Source organism: Burkholderia sp. M6-3, from assembly GCF_050858985.1.
Classification (GTDB): Bacteria; Pseudomonadota; Gammaproteobacteria; order Burkholderiales; family Burkholderiaceae; genus Paraburkholderia; species Paraburkholderia caledonica.
The window spans coordinates 607,466-629,107 of record NZ_CP110090.1; the positions used below are offsets into that span (position 1 = coordinate 607,466).

Annotated in this window: 16 protein-coding genes; 12 read left to right on the forward strand and 4 right to left on the reverse strand. The window is 60.9% G+C overall.

Going from position 1 to position 21,642, the window contains the following annotated elements; translation table 11 throughout:
- Positions 1-678: 678 nt before the first annotated feature.
- From OH764_RS02705 to OH764_RS02745, 9 genes are all read left to right on the forward strand, one after another.
- Positions 679-1,662 (forward strand): helix-turn-helix domain-containing protein, encoded by a 984-nt coding sequence (locus tag OH764_RS02705; RefSeq protein WP_498847945.1) that lies wholly within the window; start codon positions 679-681, stop codon positions 1,660-1,662.
- An 86-nt stretch (positions 1,663-1,748) separates the two neighbouring features.
- Positions 1,749-3,296 carry a glycosyltransferase family protein gene (locus tag OH764_RS02710; protein WP_498847946.1) on the forward strand — a complete coding sequence of 516 codons (1,548 nt, stop codon included), beginning with the start codon at positions 1,749-1,751 and terminating at the stop codon, positions 3,294-3,296.
- Positions 3,297-3,348: 52 nt separating this feature from the next.
- Positions 3,349-4,734 (forward strand): sugar transferase, encoded by a 1,386-nt coding sequence (locus OH764_RS02715; RefSeq protein ID WP_498847947.1) that lies wholly within the window; start codon positions 3,349-3,351, stop codon positions 4,732-4,734.
- A gap of 68 nt (positions 4,735-4,802) precedes the next feature.
- Entirely contained in the window at positions 4,803-5,942 is a 1,140-nt protein-coding gene (locus OH764_RS02720; RefSeq protein ID WP_498847948.1) for a polysaccharide biosynthesis/export family protein, read from the forward strand.
- Between the two features lie 49 nt (positions 5,943-5,991).
- A complete protein-coding gene (locus OH764_RS02725) occupies positions 5,992-8,226 on the forward strand; it encodes a polysaccharide biosynthesis tyrosine autokinase (protein WP_214877246.1) in 2,235 nt (744 codons plus the stop codon).
- A gap of 98 nt (positions 8,227-8,324) precedes the next feature.
- Positions 8,325-9,443 carry a GDP-mannose 4,6-dehydratase gene (gene gmd, locus OH764_RS02730; protein ID WP_110402741.1) on the forward strand — a complete coding sequence of 373 codons (1,119 nt, stop codon included), beginning with the start codon at positions 8,325-8,327 and terminating at the stop codon, positions 9,441-9,443.
- 5 nt (positions 9,444-9,448) lie between these two features.
- Positions 9,449-10,405, forward strand: a complete 957-nt coding sequence (locus OH764_RS02735; protein ID WP_498847949.1) for a GDP-L-fucose synthase family protein — start codon at positions 9,449-9,451, stop codon at positions 10,403-10,405.
- A 25-nt stretch (positions 10,406-10,430) separates the two neighbouring features.
- Positions 10,431-11,573, forward strand: a complete 1,143-nt coding sequence (locus OH764_RS02740) for a glycosyltransferase family 4 protein (RefSeq protein ID WP_498847950.1) — start codon at positions 10,431-10,433, stop codon at positions 11,571-11,573.
- A 63-nt stretch (positions 11,574-11,636) separates the two neighbouring features.
- Positions 11,637-12,968, forward strand: a complete 1,332-nt coding sequence (locus OH764_RS02745) for a glycosyltransferase WbuB (protein ID WP_027777978.1) — start codon at positions 11,637-11,639, stop codon at positions 12,966-12,968.
- A 31-nt stretch (positions 12,969-12,999) separates the two neighbouring features.
- Here the strand turns inward: OH764_RS02745 and OH764_RS02750 are convergent, their stop codons facing one another.
- Positions 13,000-13,494 carry a hypothetical protein gene (locus OH764_RS02750; protein WP_498847951.1) on the reverse strand — a complete coding sequence of 165 codons (495 nt, stop codon included), beginning with the start codon at positions 13,492-13,494 and terminating at the stop codon, positions 13,000-13,002.
- Positions 13,495-13,678: 184 nt separating this feature from the next.
- Between OH764_RS02750 and OH764_RS02755 the strand changes: the two genes are divergently transcribed.
- Both OH764_RS02755 and OH764_RS02760 read left to right on the forward strand, forming a co-directional pair.
- Positions 13,679-14,293, forward strand: coding sequence for an LbetaH domain-containing protein (locus tag OH764_RS02755; RefSeq protein WP_498848737.1), 615 nt, complete (start codon positions 13,679-13,681; stop codon positions 14,291-14,293).
- Positions 14,294-14,462: 169 nt separating this feature from the next.
- On the forward strand, positions 14,463-16,196 hold the full coding sequence (locus tag OH764_RS02760; protein WP_498847952.1) for a GMC family oxidoreductase: 1,734 nt from the start codon (positions 14,463-14,465) through the stop codon (positions 16,194-16,196).
- Between the two features lie 99 nt (positions 16,197-16,295).
- Here the strand turns inward: OH764_RS02760 and OH764_RS02765 are convergent, their stop codons facing one another.
- Together OH764_RS02765 and OH764_RS02770 are read right to left on the reverse strand one after the other, a co-directional pair.
- A complete protein-coding gene (locus tag OH764_RS02765; RefSeq protein ID WP_498847953.1) occupies positions 16,296-17,513 on the reverse strand; it encodes a glycosyltransferase family protein in 1,218 nt (405 codons plus the stop codon).
- Entirely contained in the window at positions 17,510-18,952 is a 1,443-nt protein-coding gene (locus OH764_RS02770; RefSeq protein WP_131317702.1) for an O-antigen ligase family protein, read from the reverse strand. The genes OH764_RS02765 and OH764_RS02770 overlap by 4 nt, the downstream gene beginning before the upstream one ends.
- A 278-nt stretch (positions 18,953-19,230) precedes the next feature.
- On the opposite strand from OH764_RS02770, the gene OH764_RS02775 reads away from it, so the two are divergent.
- Positions 19,231-20,379, forward strand: coding sequence for an acyltransferase family protein (locus OH764_RS02775; RefSeq protein ID WP_288824363.1), 1,149 nt, complete (start codon positions 19,231-19,233; stop codon positions 20,377-20,379).
- Between the two features lie 60 nt (positions 20,380-20,439).
- Here OH764_RS02775 and OH764_RS02780 read toward each other — a convergent pair whose 3' ends face one another.
- Entirely contained in the window at positions 20,440-21,642 is a 1,203-nt protein-coding gene (locus OH764_RS02780; protein WP_020069794.1) for a glycosyltransferase, read from the reverse strand.

A 21,642-nucleotide genomic window follows, 5' to 3' on the forward strand; every position in this document is an offset into this window, starting at 1 on the left:
AAGCGCATAGTGCAATTCCGCAATTTCGTGGCGGTTTCCGCCGGTTTGCGGTCTCGCGCCTTGCGCTTCTGGTCCGTCATTTGCACTGCCGCGTTATCGGATGTTATTTCGATGTTTCAGGTCTGAAACATTAATCGGCATCTTTATATTCAAGACGCCCAATAAGAACAAATTAAATAATTTAAGTGAGCAGTAACGCGCCTATATTAGACACTTCTTTCCGCTATTGAAGTGCGTGGTGTCCATCGAACGCGCAAAGCTGCGCTGCAAGTTCGGCGGCCAGCCTAGGCGGGGAGGAGAAATCATCTACGCGGCCCGCAGAAACCGGCGAAAACGGTTTTATAACAGCGACCGGGACGCGCGGATTGGATTGTAACCGCCTTTTTTGAGTCGTGATCCAGTGTGCGGTGGCGAACGAAATGCGCTCCTGGTTTGCACTAACATTCGCACAACGCCAATTCAATGATATGCGGAATCGGCAATTAATTCGGTGCAATTCGGTGTCGGCAGAATATTGCCGAAAATCACCGGCGAGTCACCCCTGTCAATGCGCCAACATGTCAACACTATCGGTCATGGCGGCTAAATACTTGATTTAGGGTGGCTATGATGCACTGCTCGGAGTCGGCCCGTCGTGGCCGTGACGGTGAAGGAAGCCGTTTTCTGGTGAGGATAGCTATGACCTGCGCGAGTCTCGAGTCAGCAATGCTGCGCTGGGTGCACGCACCGAACAAGGGGATGCGTCGCATCGCGATATTGATGTTCAACGACTGCTCGCTGCAAGGCGCCGGCGTCGTAGCCGAAGTGTTTCAGGCGGCGAACGATCTCGCGTCCACGGGCTCCGGCGGCTGCTCTTATGACGTGTGTTTTCTGTCAGCAGACGGCGGCATGGTGACTTCATCGTCGGCTCTGCGAGTATGGACGGATGGACTCGACGCGAGACATTACAGCGGCTTCGACGCGTTGTACGTGGCCGGCGGCAAGGGGGCAGTGGCCGCTGCGAAGGACGAACGCCTGATTGCCTGGTTGCGGCGCGTGCGTCACAACACAGGGATGATCCGGCCGATCGCGGAAGGTCGCGCACTGCTCGACGCGGCATACGTGCCCGACGCAACGGGCGGCAGCGAGTTGCGCGAGCCGTCGATACCGCCGCGCCAGACCGAGCAGGCCGCCGACGCAGGCGATCGTCTCGAGTCCATGCGGAGCGCGCTCGCAATGATCAAGCGCGATCTGGGCGCCGCGACCGCGCGCACCGTTGCGGAGCGTTTGCTGGCCGATTCGTGCTCGAACCTCGGTCCGCTGCTGAGCGAAGACGGAGCGCTCACGCCGGGTGACAAGGTTCGCGCGGCGGCGCGCTGGCTGCAGGAAAACTGTCAGCAGTCGATTTCGATTGCCGACGCTGCGCAGTTCGCGGCGATGAGCGAGCGCAACTTTCTGCGCCGCTTCAAGATGGAAATGGGCATTACGCCTTCTAGTTTTCTGCTGCACGAGCGTCTCGCGGTGACGTGCAGTCTGTTGACCGAGTCCGAACTGCCGGTCGACAAAATCGCGCGACGCACCGGCATGGGCAACGGTGACAGGCTCGCGAAGGTATTTCGCAAGCGAATGAGAATTTCGCCTACGGAGTTCAGGATTCAAAGCCGCCGCATGGTGGGCCAATAGCCTCGACGGCGCGAGCCGGGCCAGCCTGATACATGCAGTCGCCACGTCTGCTCTGGCGTTATTGAAGAATCATAAGGATCACGAATATGTTGACTCAGGGAACCGAAAACGGCGCGTCTTCCAATGCGAGTGGCGAGGCAACCGGCGCGCGTTGCACGCGCATCGTCCCCGTCATCCTTGCGGGCGGATCGGGCACGCGGCTGTGGCCGGTGTCGCGCGAGAACTATCCGAAGCAGCTTATCGACGTGGTGGGTTCGGATTCTCTGCTGCAAGCCACTGCGCGGCGCATGAACGGGTTCCCGTCGAATTGGCAGGTCGACGCTTCGCCCATCATCGTTTGCGGAGAAGAGCACCGCTTCGTGATTGCCGAGCAGTTGCATGAGAACGGCGTCGAGGCGCGCCTGATCGTCGAACCCGCTCGTCGCGATACGGCGCCCGCGCTTACCCTCGCGGCATCGCTTGCGTGCGCGGACGGTAAGGACGGCATTCTCGTCGTGATGCCGGCCGATCATTCGATCGCTGATCTCGGTGCCTTGCAGGCCGCGCTGGAAAGCGCGGCGCTTTATGCGGAACGAGGCGCGATTGCGACGCTGGGCGTGCCGCCCACGCGGCCGGATACGGGCTTCGGCTATATCCGTATCGGTGCCGCGCTGCCCGACGATGGACATGCGATCGCCGCATTCGTCGAAAAGCCAGCGGAGGAACTCGCTGCGAAGTACGTTGCCGCGGGAACGTATTGGTGGAATAGCGGCATCTTCATCGTGCGTGCGAGCGTGTGGCTCGATACCCTCGCGCGCCTCCAGCCCGAGATGCACGCTGCGTGCGAGCGCGCGTTCCGTGAGGGGCGCAGCGAAGGCGCGTATTTCCGGCCGCTCGTCGACGCGTTCCTCAGCGCGCCGGCCGATTCGATCGACTACGCCGTAATGGAGCGCCTGACCGATACACCGGACGCGAACGCGGCCGAGCCCGCTCACACAGACGGCGCATCGCCGGCGGGTGTGGTCGTCAGGCTGGAGGCCGGCTGGTCCGATCTGGGTTCGTGGGACGCGGTGTGGGCCGCGATGGAGAAAGACGCCAACGGCAACGCAGGGCGTGGCCGCGTGACGTTCGAAGGAGCGGTATCGAGCTACGCGCATTCCGAAGGACGCCTTGTTGCGTGCGTCGGCACGACGAACGTGGTGGTCGTTGAAACCGCCGACGCGGTGCTCGTGGTGGACCGCTCGCATGTGCAGGACGTCAAGGGTCTCGTGTCGCGCATCAAGGCGCAGCATGCACCGGAAGCCGATGCGCATCGCAAGGTGCATCGCCCGTGGGGCTTTTACGATTCGATCGATCACGGCGAGCGCTTCCAGGTGAAGCGCATCGTCGTGACGCCCGGCGCTCAGCTTTCGCTCCAGCTGCATCATCACCGGGCAGAGCATTGGGTCGTGGTGCGCGGCACGGCGCTTGTCACGCGAGGCGAAGAGCAATTCCTGCTGAGCGAGAACGAGTCCACTTACATCCCGCTCGGCACGCGCCACCGGCTTGAAAACCCGGGCAAGGTGCCGCTCGAAATTATTGAAATTCAATCGGGTACTTATCTGGGCGAAGACGACATCGTGCGATTCAACGACAACTACGGCCGTTGCTCATAGGCAGCGGGCCGGACGGGTTGCGAACAGGGACGGCCAGTACGAGGTAAGCAAAATGCGCAAGTTTCAGGATTTGCTCGCGCGAATGTTCGATGTCGCGTTGGTGCTGGCGGGTGCGGCGGTAGCGTCGCAGATCCGCTTCGATTACCTCGCTCAATCTGGTTTCTATTGGGCGCTGGTGATGTTTGCCGCTGCCTTCGCGCTGGCGATCTTTCCCGCGTTCGGTGTGTATGAATCGTGGCGCGGCCGCTCGAAGCTGATGCTCGCGTGTCAGGTGTCGCTTGCATGGCTGATCGTGCAGGGCAGTGCGCTCGTGCTGATGTATTCGCTGCATCGGATCGACTTCGTGTCGCGCTTGTGGTTCTCGTACTGGACTGCCGCCACGGGTGGCTTGTTGATCTCGTACCGGCTCATCACGCATGCGGTGCTTGCGCGAGCCCGTAGTGCGGGCATGAATCTGCATCAGGTGGCGATAGTAGGGAGCGGCTCGCAATGCGACGCGATCATTCGTCGTATTGAATCCGCACCCACCACGGGATTTCGCGCGACGGCGGTCTACAACACGAGCCCGGAGAAGTCGCCGGTCACAAGTACGCGGGTGCCGGTGTTCGACAGTGTGGATGCGCTCGCTGGATACATCCGCACGAACGACGTTCACGAGTTGTGGCTGATGTTGTCGCTCTCCGAAGAGCCGTTGATCTGTTCGCTCGTCAGCGAGTTCCGCGACGATCTGGTGAACATCCGTTTCATGCCCGACGTGCGCAGCCTGGCGCTCTTCGAAGGCAGCGGCGTGATCGACCTTCTCGGCGTGCCGGCAATCAATCTGGTTGCGTCGCCGCTGTCGGCGAACTCGATGCTGAAAAAGGAGATCTTCGACCGTCTGTTCGCGGCCGCCGCGCTCCTTTGTCTCGCTCCGGTTCTGCTTGCGATCGCCATTGCGGTGAAGCTGTCTTCGCGTGGGCCGGTGTTTTTCAGGCAGAAACGCAAGGGTGCGGACGGACGTGTGTTCACCATCTACAAGTTCCGTTCGATGCGCATGCACACCGAGGAAAAAGGCACCGTCAAACAGGCCACGCGCAACGATCCGCGCGTGACGAAGGTGGGTGCGTTTTTGCGCCGCACGAGCCTCGACGAGCTGCCGCAGTTTTTTAACGTATTGCGTGGCGACATGTCGGTCGTGGGACCGCGTCCTCATGCGCTCGAGCACGACGACCTCTATCAGAAAGTGGTCGCGGGCTACATCAATCGCTATCGGATCAAGCCGGGCATTACAGGTTGGGCGCAAATCAACGGCTTTCGTGGCGAGACCGACCGCATAGAAAAAATGGAACGTCGCGTCGAACATGACCTCTACTACCTGGGGCATTGGTCGTTCGCACTCGACATGCGGATCATCGGCGCGACGATTGTTGCCGGACTGGTGCATCGAAACGCTTACTAGTTGTTAACAAAGCACGCGGGGCGTCGCCTTATCTGGGGAACGCCGCTCCCGCGCAAGGAGGAAATGTTATGAGCTCGCTTGGTACACGCACGGGAAGTCTTACGGTTTTCGCCATCGCTGCATTGCTCGCGGGCTGCGCCGCCGCGCCTGGTCAGCGGATGGACACACCGGCCATGCTTCAGGAAACAGGTGGCGATTTCAGCACCGAACCCGCGCAGCAACAGACGATACCGATTACCGATATCAATCTGTCGCTGGTGCGCAAGATGCGCACCGAGCAAACCACTGCCGCATTGCCGCCCGAAACACTGGCGCTTTTCGGCAAGCCGACTCCCTATCGCGTGGGTCCCGGCGACGTGCTGCAAATCGTCGTGTGGGATCACCCGGAACTCGCGGCAGCTTTAGGCCAGCCTGCGCAGAACGGCAAGACGACGGACGCGGCGTCGGGCTTTCTCATCGACGAAAAGGGCGATGTGCAGTTCCCGTACGCGGGCACGGTGCACGTGGCCGGCAAAGACGTCGGCACGATCCAGAAGGAACTGTATAGCCGCCTGAGCAAGGTCTATCAGAAGCCGGAAGTGACCGTGCGTGTAGCGTCTTTCCGTGCTGCGCAGATCTACGTAGACGGCGAAGTCCGCACGCCGGGCACGCAGTCGATCAACGACATTTCGATGTCGCTCACGAGCGCGATCAACCAGGGCGGCGGCTTCAGCCCGAATGCCGATCGCAGCCGCGTCGAGCTGGTTCGCAATGGCGTCACGTATCAGCTGAACATGGACGACCTGCTCAAGCGCGGACACAACCCGTCGAACATCTACCTGCAACCGGGCGACGCGATACGCGTGGCCTCGCGCGAAGACAGCGGTGTCTATGTGATGGGCGAAGTGAACAAGCCTGCGACGATCACGCCGATGCGCAACGGTTCGCTGACGCTTTCGCAAGCCATTTCGGATAGCGGCAGCTTCGATTCGAACACAGCCGCTACGCGGCAACTGTTCGTGATCCGCAACTCGACGAGCGATTCGCCGCAGGTCTATCACCTCGACGCAACCTCGCCGGTTTCGATGATTCTCGCCAACCAGTTCGAGCTGCAACCGAAGGACGTGGTGTATGTCGGTCAGGGCGGACTGGTTCGCTTTAACCGTGTGTTGAACCTGCTGCTGCCGGCAATCAATGCGGCTGTGACTGGTGCCGTGCTCGCGAAATAACGACCCTATAACGTAAATCAGAACCGCCGGGTTCCGCTGGGTGACCAAAATGGCAATCAATTTCGAAAACCGCTACACCGACGTGTCCGGACCGGACGAGCTTCATCTGTCGGACTATCTCCGCACGATCGTGCGGGGCTGGCGCACCATCGCCATGGTGACGCTGATCGCGCTCGCGCTGGGGTGCGCGTACGCTTTCCTGGCCCCGCCAACGTATCGAGCGGATGTGTTGTTTCACGTCGAGGACAAGACGGCGAATGCCAACGCGAACGGTAAGGACTCCTTGCCGCCGCTCACGGGGATGTTCGATACGAAGCCGTCGACCGCGGCCGAAATCGAGCTGCTCAAATCGCGTCTCGTGACCGAGGAGACCGTTAAGAAACTGCATCTCGACATCACCGCTACGCCGCGCTATATGCCGGTTATCGGCAGCCTGATTGCCGGACTCGTGAACGGGCAGTGGGGCTTCAAACTGCCGCAGTTCATCAATCTGTCCGGCTACGCGTGGGGCAATGAAAGTATCGCGGTGTCGCGTTTCGACACGTCGAAAGAGATGTACGACACGACGTTCACGCTGATCGCCGGCAACGACCGTTCGTACGTGCTGCGCGACAAGAACGGCATTGCGATTCTGTCTGGCCATGTTGGCGAAACGGTCGAAACCGACACGGCGGACGGTCCGATCGCCCTGCGTGTCGATTCGCTGACCGGCGCGCCGGGCTCGCAGTTCGAGTTGTCGCGTGCATCGACGTTGAGCACGGTTGATCGTTTGCAGAAGGCGCTCGTCGTGCAGGAAACCACGCTGCAGTCCGGCGTGATCCGCGCGAGTCTCGAAGGCGGCGACAGCGCGTTGACCGCCGCGATCGTCAACAGCATGGCGCGTGAATTCGTGCGCCAGGACGTTGCGAGCCGTTCGACGGAAGCCGAGCACATGCTCGCATTCCTCGATCAGCAATTGCCGGGCTTGCGCAAGGAGCTGGACGACGCCGAACAGCGCTACAACAAGTTCCGCAATACGCACGGTACGGTGGATCTTGGCGAAGAGAGCCGCTTGCTGCTTCAGCAGATCGTCGACAACAAGACCAAGCTGCTGGATCTGCAAACGCAACGTGCGGAGATGTCGCAACGCTTTACCGCGAATCACCCGGCGGTTGCCTCGCTGGATGCGCAAATCGCAGCACTGCAGGGCGCGCAGACCAATATGAACCGCAGCGTATCGGTGATGCCGGACACGGAGCAGACCGCGTTGCGTCTGTTGCGGGATGTGCATGTCGATACCGAGCTTTATACGAACCTGCTCAATAGCGCGCAACAGCTTCGCGTCGCGAAGGCAGGTCAGGTCGGCAACGTGCGGGTGGTCGATTTCGCCGAGGCGCCGGATGAGCCGGTCCGTCCGAAGCGCGTGATCGCGATCCTGATCGCGCTTGGCGGCGGCCTCGTGCTCGGCATCATGCTGACCTTCTTCAAGCGCGCGATGTACGGCGGCGTGGAGCGTCCGGACGAGCTCGAAGCGGTGCTCGGCGTCCCGGTGTTCGCCGTGGTGCCGCGCAGCCAGACGCAGTTGCGGTTGCAGGAAAATGTCATGTTGCGCCGTCGCGGCTTGCATGTTCTCGCCCAGCAGGCACCGGAAGATATCGCCGTCGAAGGCGTGCGGAATCTGCGTACCTCGCTGCAGCTTTCACTCGACCACGCACCAAATAACGTGGTGATGATCACAGGTTCGCGGCCCGACGCGGGCAAGTCGTTCCTGTCGGTGAATCTGGCGGCGCTGGTGGCGTCGGCAAACAAACGCGTGCTGGTTATAGACGGCGACATGCGGCGCGGTGACGTGCATTCCCATTTCGGCATCGCGCATCAACCCGGTTTGTCGGACGTGCTGAGCGGCGGCGATCTGGCGTCGATGATTCAGCGTGACGTGCTGCCGGGTCTGGACGTGCTGGCGAAGGGCACGCTGCCGTCGCATCCTTCCGAACTGCTGATGAGTTCTCGCTTCGAGTCGATGCTCGAAGAACTGAAGGCGCGTTACGACCTGGTGATCATCGACACGCCGCCGGTTCTCGCGGTGACCGATTCGACACTGATCGGCAAGCATGCGGGTACGACACTGCTGGTGGTGCGTCATGGCCGTCATCCGGTGAATGAAATTGCGGAGACCGCCAAACGTCTTCGTAATGGAGGCGTCGGACTCAGAGGGGTATTGCTCACTGATGTGCCGCAGGAAGGAGCATTCCTCGGTTCGGGTTATCAGGGCGGCTATTACGGATACGACAGTATCGCGGGTTGAAAAGACAATATCGCGGGTTGAAAGACAGTATTACAGGTTGAAAATCGGGGCTGAGTTTTCTCGCCACAAGTACTAAAAAGTTCAAAAGGGGAAGCTTCATGAAACGCAAGGTCGCGCTGATCACGGGGATCACGGGGCAGGACGGGTCGTATCTTGCCGAGCTGTTGCTCGCTAAGGACTACGAAGTTCACGGCATCAAACGCCGCTCGTCGCTATTCAACACAGATCGAATCGATCACCTGTATCGCGATCCACACGATCCGGAACAGCGGCTCTTTCTGCATCATGCGGATTTGACGGATTCCACCAGCATTCTGCGCGTGATTCAACGCGTGGAGCCGGACGAGATTTACAACCTGGCGGCGCAAAGTCACGTTGCTGTATCGTTTGAAGAGCCGGAATACACGGCTAACGCGGACGGTCTCGGTACGCTGCGCATTCTCGAGGCTATCCGTATCCTGGGCCTTCAGAACAAGACGCGCTTTTATCAGGCGTCGACCTCGGAACTGTATGGTCTCGTCCAGCAGGTGCCGCAATCGGAGACGACACCGTTCTATCCGCGCAGCCCGTATGCAGTGGCGAAGATGTTCGCGTACTGGACGACCGTCAACTATCGCGAGGCCTATGGCCTTTATGCATGCAACGGGATCCTGTTCAATCACGAATCGCCCGTACGCGGCGAGACCTTCGTGACACGCAAGATCACGCGTGCCATTGCGCGTATCGCGGTGGGCATGCAGAAAACGCTGTATCTCGGCAATCTTTCGGCGTTGCGCGACTGGGGCCATGCGCGCGACTACGTCGAGATGCAATGGCGCATGCTCCAACAGGAGCAGCCCGAGGATTACGTCATCGCCACCGGTGTGCAGTACAGCGTGCGTCAGTTCGTTCAGCACGCTGCCGCCGAACTGGGCGTCACCGTGCGTTTCGAAGGCAGCGGTGTCGACGAAATCGGCATTGTCGAGAAGGTGGAAGGGCGCGAAACCAGAATGTCGCCAGGCGACGTGATCGTGCGCGTCGATCCGCGCTACTTCCGCCCGGCGGAAGTCGAGACGCTGCTTGGCGATCCGTCCAAGGCGCACGCGCAGCTCGGATGGCAGCCGACCACGCCGTTCGCTTCGCTCGTCAAGGAGATGGTTCGCTCCGACTTTCAGATTGCACGTCGTGACGCGCTCGTCACGCTCGCCGGTTTCACGGCGCTCGAACATCACGAGTGACTGCGATGGACAAACATTCACGCATTTTCGTCGCGGGGCACCGCGGCATGGTCGGCTCTGCGCTGGCCAGACGGCTCGCTGCCGCGGGCTATACCAACGTGATTACCCGGTCGCGCGTCGAACTCGATCTCACGGATCAGGCAGCCGTGAACCGCTTCTTCCAGGCGGAGAAAATCGATGTCGTGCTGCTGGCCGCGGCGCGCGTGGGCGGCATTCTTGCCAACGCGTCGCGGCCGGGCGAGTTCATCTATGAAAACCTGGTGATCGAAACCAACGTAATTCACGCGGCGTATCGTGCCCAGGTGGAGCGGCTCGTCTTTTTCGGATCGTCGTGCATCTACCCGAAGCAGTGTCCGCAGCCGATCCGCGAGGAATATCTGTTGACCTCGTCGCTCGAGCCGACCAACGACGCGTACGCGATTGCGAAGATCGCGGGCGTGAAGTTGTGCGAGGCGTACAACTGCGAATACAACACGCAATACGTATCGTTGATGCCGACCAATCTCTATGGCCCGAACGACAACTACGACCTGAACAGCAGTCACGTGTTGCCCGCGCTTTTGCGCAAGGCGCATGAAGCGAAGCTGAACGGCGCGGACACGTTGACGGTGTGGGGCTCGGGCACTCCGCGCCGCGAGTTCTTGCATGTCGACGACCTGGCGGCGGCCACGTTGTTCGTGCTTGAAAACAACGTGACTGAAGGTCTTTTCAACGTGGGCGTCGGCGAAGATCTGTCGATTCGCGAACTGGCGGAGTGCATTTGCAAGGTGGTGGGATTCGAGGGCGAACTGGTGTTCGATGCATCGAAGCCGGATGGCACGCCGCGCAAGCTGCTCGACGTCTCGCGTCTTGCGAAGATGGGCTGGCGCTCGACGATCGGACTCGAGCAGGGAATCGCGTCGACGTATCGGGATTTCGTCGAATCGTATACCGGGTCGGCGACTACGGCTGCCATGCAATGACGCCTTGTCGAGGAGCTGCATAAAAATGTCCGCATCAGTCACCATCTTCCACAACGTCGTATGGTCGCGTCACAAAGGTGTCGTCTTTTCTGCGCTGCATAATATTTCGGCATCCGGAGCAATTCGCTATTCGATGGTCCAGATCGCCGATACCGAGCACGACCGCATCGGCTTCTCCGATGTCGATTATTCGTACCATCGGTATCCGATGCAGAAGCTGTTCGACGGGTGCTACGAAGACGTGCCGACAATCAAGATGATCGCCCGGCTCACGTGGGAGGTGCTAAAGGCCAAGTCCGATCTGATCGTGCTTCCCGGCTATCACCGTCCGGAATATTGGGCGATGCTTGCGGCGTGCATCGTGACGGGCAAGCGACGCGCGGTGTTTTGCGATTCGACAGCGCGGGATCGTCCTAAGAAACTCCTTACGTCGATTCCAAAGCGCGTGTTCTTTGCGCTGTGCGACGGCTATTTCGGGTTCGGCGAGCGCAGCCGGGAATATTTGCTGTCGCTCGGCGCGAAGCGGGAGAAGATTTTCGTCCCGTGCCAGGCGGCCGCGTTGCCCGGGTCGTTTTCCCCGGAACGCGCGTTAGTGGAGCGCGTCGCTGCGCGCGCCGGCAATCCCCCGGTTTTTCTGTACGTGGGACGTCTGTCGGAAGAGAAGGGCATCGGCACGCTGATCGAAGCGTTCGCCGGCCTGCGCAAGCGTATTCCTGCAGCACAGTTGCGCATTGTCGGCACGGGGCCGATGGCCGACGCATTGCACGCGAAGGTCGCGGAACTGCAACTGACCGGCGCGGTGACTTTCGCCGGCAGTCTGCAGGACGAGCCGCTCACGCGGGAGTACTACGGCGCGACATGCATGGTGTTGCCGAGCTATAGCGAGCCGTGGGGCCTCGTGGTGAACGAGGCGCTCGCGCACGGTTGTCCGGCAGTGGTCAGCGAAAGCTGCGGCTGTGTGCCGGAACTCGTCGTCGATGGAGTGAGCGGCTATTCGTTTACCGCCGGCGACGTTGCCGGGTTGCAGCGCACGCTCCTGAAGGCGATGGAGGCTTTCGCCGATGCGAGCGGCGCCGCTCACCGGTGCATGGATGTAATTCGTCGTTTCGATCCGCCTTCTGCAGCCGCCAATATTGCCCGGGGCTGTGCGCTGATGCTGAGCGATTGACGGGCGTCGCGGCGTCGCCGCGAGGTCGGGCATAGCAGCCTTAAACACGTTCAGACACGCACAATGAAGATCCTGATCTACGGCCTCAATTACGCGCCCGAACTCACGGGGACTGGCAAGTACACGGCAGAAATGGCCGCACTGCTTGCGAGCCGGGGGCACGACGTCCGCGTGGTATGCGCTCCGCCTTACTACCCGGATTGGCGAGTTTCCTCGGGGTACACATCGTGGCGCTATCGTCGGGAAGAGCGCGACGGTGTCACGGTATGGCGCGCGCCGCTATGGGTGCCTTCACGCCCGAGCGGCGTGAAGCGGATGATTCATCTGGCCAGCTTCGCGGCAACCTCTTTGCCGTTGCTCGCGTTGCAGGCCTTCTGGCGCCCCGATGCAGTACTGTTGATCGCACCGACCTTGATGTGTGCACCCGCGACGATCGCGCTCGCCCGGGTCGCCCGCGCAAGCGCGTGGCTGCACATTCAGGACTACGAGGTCGACGCCGCTTTTGAACTCGGCCTGCTCAAAGGCTCGCGTGCCGCGCGGATCGCGCGCTGGATCGAGAGCCAGTTATTGCGTCGCTTCGATGCAGTGTCGTCCATCACGCGGCAAATGAGCGCGCGCGCGTCGACAAAGGGCGTCGAGCCTTCGAAGGTGGTGTGCCTGCCCAACTGGGTCGACGTGTCAGCGGTGTTTCCGCTGTCGCGACCGAGCGAGTATCGAAGCCTGCTCAACATCTCCGACGAGCAGAAGGTCGTTCTGTACTCGGGCAACATGGGCGCAAAGCAGGGTATCGAGACGCTTGCGGAAGCGGCGGCGTCGCTCGCGTTTCGCCCCGACGTCACGTTCGTGTTCTGCGGTAGCGGCGCCGCGAGAGAGAACCTCGTCAAGCGCTGCGCCGCGTTGCCGAACTGCATCTTTCTTCCGCTGCAGCCGGTGGAGCGCTTGAACGAACTGCTTAATCTTGCGGACATTCACGTGCTGCCGCAACGCGCCGACGCGGCCGATCTCGTGATGCCGTCGAAGCTGACCGGCATGCTCGCGAGCGGTCGCGCGACGATTGCGATGGCACGGCGCGGCACGGCGCTTCACGAAGCGGTGCATTCGCGTGGCGTAGTCGTGCCGCCGGATAACGTGAAGGCGCTGGTCGGCGCTATCACTGCACTCGCAAACGACTCGCAGCGGCGGGCAGCACTCGGCCGCGCCGGGCGTGACTATGCGGAGAGCACGCTGTCGCCGGATTCGACGATCAGTACGTTTGAAGAACGCGTTGGAATGCTGTGCCGCGCGGCAGGAAGAAGGCGTGCGAAAGCGAGCAAGACATATTTCGACGCAAGGCCTTCAGCAGTGGCGGTGCCGCATGCAAAGCCGGCTACTACGGAGGATGCCGCGCCGGATTAAACCGGCACGCGGCCTTTTCATGAATGCGCGATTACCACGGCGACCTATAGACGGAACGCTTACCCGTTGCGTACGGGTCGGTGTAGGCGGCCTTGGCCGCGCCTTGGGGCAGCAGCTTGTCTGCCGCCCTTTGGCCGGGAGCCGCGTCGGCCACGCGCAATTGGCCGTTGGCTGCGGCAGGCGCCTTGCGCTTACCCGCAGCGCCCTGCTGGGCGGCTTGCTCGCCTCCGATAACAGTCATGCGTTGCTCGTCCATCAAGGCCGCGCGGCGCGCGTCGTCGATATTGCCGCCTTGCGCATCGGCTGCGCCGTATCCATCGGGCGCGCCGAGCAGCTTCTGCTCCCGCTTGCGCTGCACGGCCCGGCGATCGACGGGAGCTTGCTGGGGCGCGCCATAGCCGGTCGGTGCGGTGGCGGTCATTGCCGGTGCTCGCGCAGGCGCAGTGTTCTGGGCGAGCGCCGGTCCTGCGCACGCGGCTGCAAGGACGAGCATGCAGGCGCCAGTACGTTCAAGCGAAGTGGTCATTGTGGTCCCCGGGTTAATACAGTTGTGGTGAAGATATCGTGCGCCAGAATCCATGCACGTAGCCGCCAAAACGCTTGCCCGGACCGACACATTTGAACGCGCCTATGGCGGACAATGCCACTCGCAGAAAAATAATCAGTATGCCTGTGTATATCAACAGGAAGGCAAGGTTTGGAGGAACATGATGGGCAACATTGCTGACGACCCGCGGATCGCATGTGCGCCGCAAGCAGAAAGCGACGCCGCCGAGCGCCGCGTCATCGACCTGAGTCTCGCCGGCAAGGGGAATCACCGCGCGGGGCGCAGTGCGCTCGTAGAGCTCATCTGGTTCTTTGTGGAAGCCTGCGTAATCAACAACAAGCTGCTGCCGTTCTCATTCGTACGAGTCGCTTTGCTGCGCCTCTTCGGCGCGAAGATCGGTACGGGGTGCCGTTTCGTGCATCCATTGCGCGTGAAGGCGCCTTGGAATCTCGAGGTCGGCGACAAGTGCTGGTTTGGCGTCGACGTATGGATCTACAACCAGGCGCTGATCCGCATCGGCTCGAATGTGTGCATCTCTCAAGGGACGTTCCTCACGGCCGGCTCGCATGACATGAGCACCACGATGGACCTGCGGGTGGCGCCTATTGTGATCGAGGACGGCGTGTGGATCACGTCGAAATGCGTCGTGCAAATGGGCGTGACGATCGGCCGCTCGGCAGTCGTCACGCCACTGTCTGTCGTACATCGTTCGCTCGAAGCCGAGGGCGTGTATGGCGGAAATCCATGCCGTTTTTTACGGAAGCGGTTTCTTTCGTGACCTGAAGCACAGAAGTAAAGCCGCAGCGTTTATACGCTGAGGAGACCGACGTGGTGGCAACCGGAAAAAGGCACATCCGGTCACGGCATATGGGCGCGTTGCTCGCGAAGCCGCTCGCTTGCGAGCCAGCGACGCCCCACAAACATTATGAAGAATACGGGAGCTGCGGATGTTCATCGATACTCGCAATGTCGAGCAAAACACGGTCATTGAAACGACGGTTTGCATCATCGGGGGAGGGGTCGCGGGCATCACGCTCGCACGCGAAATGTCGCGGATCGGCGTGGATACCTGCATGCTTGAAAGTGGTGGCCTTGTTCCCGACGAAGAGACACGCGACCTTTATCGCGGCGAGAACGCCGGGCTGCCGTACCGGTTCGCGGACGGCTCGCGCAGCCGCTATCTTGGCGGCAGCAGCAACTGCTGGGGCGGCTGGTGCCGCCCGCTCGATCCGTGGGACTTCGAGAAGCGCGACTGGATTCCGCATAGCGGCTGGCCGTTCGGTCTGGACGAACTCGCGCCATACTATGCGCGCACGCACGATCTGCTGAAGCTCGGCCCCCAAACCTTCGATCCCGCCTACTGGGAGCGCGAGATCGGCCGCCCGGACGTGCGCCGCATCCCGCTAGGTACCGGCGATATGCGCGACACCGTCGCCCAGTTCAGCCCTCCGGTGCGCTTCGGCAAGGTGTATCGCGAAGAACTGTCGCGCTCTACGCGCGTGCGCGTGTTTCTGTACGCGAACGTCCTGAACATCGACGCGGATGCACAAGGCACGACGATTACAGGAGTGCAGGTCGGCACGCTCAGCGGCCGCAGGATGTCCGTGAAGGCGCGCATCTTCGTGCTTGCCACCGGCGGAATCGAGAACGCGCGTCTGCTGCTTGCTTCGAACAATGTGCAGGCGGCGGGACTCGGCAACGCGAACGATCTGGTGGGACGCTACTTCATGGATCACCCGCGCATGATGTCGGGGAAAGTGCGTTTCCTGCCGGGCGTTGCGCGCAACAAGCTGTATGACATCAAGTACCACTACCAGAACCCGGCAGTCTCGGCGCATGGTACGAAGATCTCATCTCAGTTCGCGCCGAGACCGGAGATGATGGAGCGCGAAAGGCTGCTCAATTCACGTGTGTGGCTTTATTCGAGGTGGTACGGCGAAGGCAGTGCGGGCTCGGAGGCGTTGATCCGCTGCAAGGAAGCGCTGATGCACAAGGACCAGCCGGGGCGCAGCCTGAAGGCCGACATTGCGACGATGGCGGCGCACCCTCTGCATACGGTGGGATATGGCTTGACGCGGCTGTTACAGTGGCCCGCACTGATCACCGACGTCACGCTGCAGGCAATCGTCGAGGCAGTGCCCGATCCGGATAGCCGCGTCACACTGTCCGCCGATAAGCGTGATCAGTTCGGCATGCCGCGCGTGAAGGTCGACTGGCGCCTCGGCGACCAGGTAAAGCGCACCTTCGACAAAACGTTCGATGCGCTAGCGAAGGAATTGCGACTCGCGCGCGTCGCCGAGGTCCAACTCGATGCGCCGCTCGAAGGCAGGGCCTGGCCGCAAAAACTGGAAGGGACGTGGCATCACATGGGCACGACGCGCATGCATGATTCACCGCGCGAGGGTGTGGTTGATCGCGATTGCAAGGTACACGGCATCAGCAATCTTTACATTGGCGGCAGTTCGGTGTTCCCGACTGTCGGCGCGAACTTCCCGACCATTACGATCGCCGCACTGTCGTTGCGGCTCGCCGGCCACCTAGCCCGGCAACTCGACGTTCCGAACGTCGTCGGCAATACGCGCGCAGAAGCGGCCAATAGCGGTGTTGCGCCGGCGCAGTCGCCGGTAGAGACGCTGCCGATCGCGGCCTCGACGTTGACGCCGTTGATGAAGGAGCAGTGAACCGGCAGTGCAATGAAAAGGCGACGGCGCGGTTGACGCGGCGTCGCCTGGAATAAAAAAAGGCGGCGCTTATATAAGCGCCGCCTTTTTTATGGAATGTCAGCGAGCCTGCTGAGTGGCTTTGCGAAAAGCGGGGAGCGTGGTCTTTTCTGCTTCGTCGTGGTGACCGCCTCTCGTTTCAAGCAAAGTGGTCAACGCGCTCACCATGGTTTCGATCCTGAAGCGGGCGTTGAATGTGCGCGCGGCTTGCACACGCATCGCTTCACGAGCAGCGTCGTCCAGTTCCAGCCAGCGAATCAGGTTCTTTTCAGTGCCCTCGACGGTGTCGGGGCCGATCAGCCCCGCGCCGTCTTCTTCGATTTCGCGCCACACGTTGACCTTATCGGAGATCAACGCGGGCAGGCCGCAGCCAAGCGCCTCGGCCACCGCGACGCCAAAGTTCTCCTGGTGTGACGGCAGCGCGAATACGTCGCTCGCGTAAAAGGCTCCCCACTTCAGATCGCCCTGCAGCATGCCCGGCAAGCTTATGCGATGCGCGATCCCAGCAGCCTGCGCCTGAGCGCGCAGACTCGCGGCCCAGCCGGTTTCATCCGGGCCGGCGATCACGAGATGTAGCCTCGCGTCACGTTTGGCCACGCGAGCGAATGCGTCGATCAGCAGATCACAGCCTTTTTTCGCGTGCACTCTGCCGAGAAACAGCACGACGCGTTTGCCGCGTGCGCTGGGTACTGCCTGCAAAAACGCTTCGCGTACCGACGCTGCGTCGACCTTGGGCACCGTTGTTCCGAACGGCACGATGCGCTCGCGAGCGCGATAGAGCCAGAATGACTGGCGGGCCCTGGTGCGTTCTTCTTCGGTGGTGAAGATCACAGCGCGCGCGTCACGCAGCACACGATACTCAGCCCACGGCCAGTAGAGCCATTTCTTCAGATGCTTGAGCGGATACGCTTCTTTGAACCACGGGTCCAGCATGCCGTGCGTGTACACGTAGTACGGCACGCCGCTGTCATGCAGCGCTTTCCATGTCGCAAAGCCATGGTATTGCCACAGGCCGTGCACCACGACGGCGTCAAAGCGCTTCGCATGATTCGCGAGCCACGGCGCGAGATAGGCGCTATAGCTGTAGCGGTTGGTCGTGGGTCCGAACGCATGAACCGGGAACGGAAAAGCCGCGAGGTATGGATCGTCCGGGGCATCGCAGGTGGCAACTTCGACTTCATGACCGGCATCCTGCATGGCCACGCCGCTACGGCGAACGCCTTCAACCGGACCGCCGGCGCGAGGATCGACACTTGCAAGCACGTGTAGGATTTTCATCGCGCGATATCCGGTCGGTTGGAACCCGGCAGCCGTGCTGTCTGGGACATGCCCAGCGTACTGGCGACATCTGTGCGGCCCATGCCCGGCTGCATGCGGCGCGGCAGGTCAGGCGAGGCGGCGGCCCGCATGCGGCGCGCGGCGTTCATGCGATTCGCGCGTGCCGGCAGCGCGCGCTGCAAACGCGTATAAGTGGCAATCATCAAACCAAGTCCAATGCCGAATACGAGCCCCGAAAAGCGAGGCCCAAGTGGATTGCCGCCAATAGAGGTGGCCGGCAGCGCGGCGAACAGCATGATCGCGCGGCCGAGTATCGGCAGCATGGGCGCATCGGGTACCACCGAGCGCCAGTAGCGATAGGCGAAGAAGCAGAGCGCAAGCGCGCCGAGTGTGGCGAGAGGCATCGCGATACCGAACACGAGCCCGCCCGCGAACAGCTGATAGACCCAGAAGTTGTGGCCCGCAGCCCATTCGTTGATCGCGTAGAAATCCTGCTTGCTGAACTGGCCTGCAAGGTCCGGCAGGTAATCCGGCGAATAACGGTAGTAGTGCCCGTAGCCCGCACCGAACAGCAGCGTTTCCGGCGAGGCGGTGACCTGGTCATACTGGTCACGCATTTCTGCCAGACGCGTGATGGTGGTCGGATCCTTGCCGGAGATGGTTGCTTCCGCCACGAAAATGCGCTGCGTCCAGTGCTCCGCGACATTGGGAACCGCCAATACCGCGATACCCGCCACGCCCGCCAACACCACGACAACCATGAGGCCACGAGCGACGGCACGCCAGATCTGCCGCATCGACGGCGCGCTCAGTGCCATTGCTATCACGAACAGAAGCACCGTACCGACCAGCAGGCTGCGGGTCACGCTCAGCAGTTCGACGATCACGGTGCCGGCAAACACGGCGATGGTGAAGGGTGAATAGCGTTTGGCGACCACGAATTCGTGAAGCAGCACGCCTTGCAGTCCGAGCAAAGTTACGGAGATGATGCGAAAGCGCGCGTCGTCGAGGCCGCCGCTCGTCGCGAGACCATAGACGAAGGTGAACACGAGACTGACTACGTTCGCCGCGAAGAGCGCTTTCTCAAACTGCGCGATTCTTTGCTCGCTCCACGGTCTGCACGCGACAAGATAGCCGAGCAGGAAAAGCATGAACGGCAGCAGCACGCGTAAATAGTTGCCGCCGTCGTTATCCTGGATGAGTTGCGCAACGACACTACCGAATACGCACAACAGCAGGCTCGTGGTGACGATCGTGCGAAGCCGGGAGCGCTCGTGAAAGCGCGGTGCGATGAGCAGGAGGGCGAGCCCCGCTGCCACTGCTGGAGCGACGAATATGAATTGGGCGAAATGGCCCGTGGTCGCGTTGGTAGCCTTGTAGTCCAGCGCAAGCGGTAATAGAAAAATCCATATCCAAGGTGCTGCATACTGATGGCGCATTCTTTTTTCCTCCCCGTCGCCGTTTGCCGTCGTCTAAGCGGACGGTCTCGCGTCGGGTCATTGTGAGCGCAACTTTGTGCTTGCGGATATCGCAAATTGCTGTTCGTCTCCGCCTGCCTGGATTCTGGCGACAGTGGAAAGGGCTATGCCTGCAAGACGCACGCAAGCTCTCGTTTATTGTCGGTGAATGCCTTGATCTTGGCGGTCGCTTGTACCTGCCGACACCGAAGATGCAAAGACGGGGGATGCGACCGAAAAAACGGAAAGGGGAAAACAAAATGAAGCTATTTGGCGGGACGGGACCCGCGAAAGCCGGACGTGCGATCGAACTGGACTTCGTTCGTGGCATCGCAATCATTGCGGTGATGGGCTTTCACTTTCACGCTGTTCATACCGACAATGTACTCCTTCAGATTATCGAGTATCCACTCAAGAACTTTGGACGAGAGGGCGTTAATCTCTTCTTCACATTGAGCGGCTTTCTCGTCGGCGGCCTGCTGCTTCGGCAATACGCTGAAACGGGTCATGTCGACGCGCGCCGCTTTATCGTACGGCGGATGTTCCGTATCTGGCCCGCATATTACGTTCTGATTGTGTTCCATGTGCTGGCCGGCCGGCATCCGTGGAATACATTTCTTTTGCAGAACATGACGCATCTGCAGAATTACCTCGGCACTTCGATCACGCAGACATGGAGTCTCGCGGTCGAAGAACATTTTTATCTCGTGCTGCCGGCGCTGCTTTTACTTTTCTCACGCTTGCGACTCGGCGCGTGGACGATCATCGGCGTACTGTCGGCGATCTGTGCGGTAACGCTCACAGCGCGTTGCTTTGCGGTGGCAGGCGGCGACTTGCAAGGGGCGTTTGCTTATACCCAGTACCGCATCGACAGCTTGCTGATTGGCGTGATCCTGTCCGCGATCTACTGGATGAAGCCGGGCATCTATCACCAGATCGCTAAGCGCAAGTGGCTGCTGATCGGGAGTGTCGCGCTGCTATGTGCATGGCTCGTATTGGCGACGAGCAACATCGCACTCGACGAAAGCATTGGATACACGATCCAGGCACTCGGTTTTGCGGCGCTGATCGTGCTGGTTCTGGAGTACTCGGGGTCGCTGCGCACGACATGGATTTATCGCGGCGTCGCCTGGGTGGGTCTGTATTCGTACGGAATCTACTTGTGGCACTCTCTCGCGCTTGCTCCCGGCGACATGGTGATTCGCAAGGCCACCGCGCTTGGCTTCGCGCCCAGCGTCATCTGGATCGTTGCGCTCACGGCGCAGTTCGTCATTGCAATCGTGATCGGGTATGTGACTACGCGCGCAATCGAATATCCGTTCCTGCTAATGCGCAACGCGTTGTTTCCGGAAAAGCGCAGCAGCTCGGTGCGCGAGGAAGTGCCTGTGGCCAGCGGGCAGTTGTCGTGAGTAAACGCATGATGTGCGCCGGCGTGACCGGCGGCGCACATCATGCGGATGGCGGTTAAATCACGCCATCTGTTGCAGCAAGGTTTGCTTGAATTCGCCGAGCGTATTCCGCGACAGTAGATTGTCGCGCGACGACGCCGTTGCATGTTCGTGCGGCCACGAAGTCATTGTTTCGGCAATGGCCTTGCCGATCGACGCGGAGCTCAGGTCGCTCAGTATCGGTCCCAGTTCGCAGCGCCTGCTGAACCAGCCAATCAGCCCGTCTTCTGTTGCGATTACCGGCTTGCCGAATCGGTAAGCCTGCACGAGCACGCCGCTCATGCCGTAATGGCCTTTGTAGCCGAGCCATACCGCGTCGCAAGCGGAGAACAGATCGCGCTCCATGTCGATGGAGATAAACGAATCCAGCACGAGCGGCGCGGGCGTCAGACTGCGAACGTGATTGCGCATGAAGTGCCGCGTGACTGGATCCTGTTCGCCTGCAACGATCAGCGTGGGGGCGCTCTCGAGACGCGTCATCGCATGAACGAGTTCGTAGATGCCTTTGCGCTCAGTAATCGCACCGTACACGAGCAGGTAGCGTTGCGCGGGATCGAGCCCGAGCCGCTCGCGCGCGAGTGCAGGATCTTCCGCGCGTTCATCCGGGAAAGGGTCGGCCACATACTCGACCTTTGCACTGTCTTTCGACGTATTGAGCGCCGCCCATTCCGGCAAGGTGGGATCGATGCTCAGCAACGTGCGCAGTCCCGGCGTGCGAACCGCGCGTTTGAACAACTGTGCCTTGATGGCGTTGACGAGCGGACGATCGGGCGCCTTGATGCCGACCTTGTGATGATGAAACGTCGAGCGCATCGTAATGCCGACCCATGGCGTCTTGCCGAACGGCGAGCCGAGAAACGGCAGTCCATTGAAGAAATAATCGGCATAGGGCACGACGACCAGCCGGATCGACTGAGTGCGGCTGAGAATGCGATATGCACGCTGGAAATAGTTGTGAAAGCGCCAGTACTGATTGCGCTCGCGCAAACGGTGAGTGCGGCTTTCGTCCGGATCGACAAAAGCGATCTGCTGATCGGGGCGGTTGGCTGCAGTGATCTGCTTGGCGAGCCGGTGATCTTCGTTGGCGCATTCAGTGACCAGAATGCACGGATAGCCGGCCTCTGCGCAGGCTTGCATCGTCCACTCGGCATACCGCCACCGGTGGCCGGTGAGATTGGGCTCCACGATCAGGACAAAGTCAGGTTCGATCACGTCGGTAGGCAT

Coding starts and splice junctions, on each gene's coding strand:
- OH764_RS02715 (WP_498847947.1), top strand. CDS start 3,349: ATGCGCAAGTTTCAGGATTTGCTCGCGCGAATGTTCGATGTCGCGTTG.
- OH764_RS02780 (WP_020069794.1), bottom strand. CDS start 21,642: ATGCCTACCGACGTGATCGAACCTGACTTTGTCCTGATCGTGGAGCCC.
- OH764_RS02705 (WP_498847945.1), top strand. CDS start 679: ATGACCTGCGCGAGTCTCGAGTCAGCAATGCTGCGCTGGGTGCACGCA.
- OH764_RS02760 (WP_498847952.1), top strand. CDS start 14,463: ATGTTCATCGATACTCGCAATGTCGAGCAAAACACGGTCATTGAAACG.
- OH764_RS02750 (WP_498847951.1), bottom strand. CDS start 13,494: ATGACCACTTCGCTTGAACGTACTGGCGCCTGCATGCTCGTCCTTGCA.
- OH764_RS02725 (WP_214877246.1), top strand. CDS start 5,992: ATGGCAATCAATTTCGAAAACCGCTACACCGACGTGTCCGGACCGGAC.
- OH764_RS02720 (WP_498847948.1), top strand. CDS start 4,803: ATGAGCTCGCTTGGTACACGCACGGGAAGTCTTACGGTTTTCGCCATC.
- OH764_RS02765 (WP_498847953.1), bottom strand. CDS start 17,513: ATGAAAATCCTACACGTGCTTGCAAGTGTCGATCCTCGCGCCGGCGGT.
- OH764_RS02735 (WP_498847949.1), top strand. CDS start 9,449: ATGGACAAACATTCACGCATTTTCGTCGCGGGGCACCGCGGCATGGTC.
- gmd (WP_110402741.1), top strand. CDS start 8,325: ATGAAACGCAAGGTCGCGCTGATCACGGGGATCACGGGGCAGGACGGG.
- OH764_RS02775 (WP_288824363.1), top strand. CDS start 19,231: ATGAAGCTATTTGGCGGGACGGGACCCGCGAAAGCCGGACGTGCGATC.
- OH764_RS02710 (WP_498847946.1), top strand. CDS start 1,749: ATGTTGACTCAGGGAACCGAAAACGGCGCGTCTTCCAATGCGAGTGGC.
- OH764_RS02755 (WP_498848737.1), top strand. CDS start 13,679: ATGGGCAACATTGCTGACGACCCGCGGATCGCATGTGCGCCGCAAGCA.
- OH764_RS02770 (WP_131317702.1), bottom strand. CDS start 18,952: ATGCGCCATCAGTATGCAGCACCTTGGATATGGATTTTTCTATTACCG.
- OH764_RS02740 (WP_498847950.1), top strand. CDS start 10,431: ATGTCCGCATCAGTCACCATCTTCCACAACGTCGTATGGTCGCGTCAC.
- OH764_RS02745 (WP_027777978.1), top strand. CDS start 11,637: ATGAAGATCCTGATCTACGGCCTCAATTACGCGCCCGAACTCACGGGG.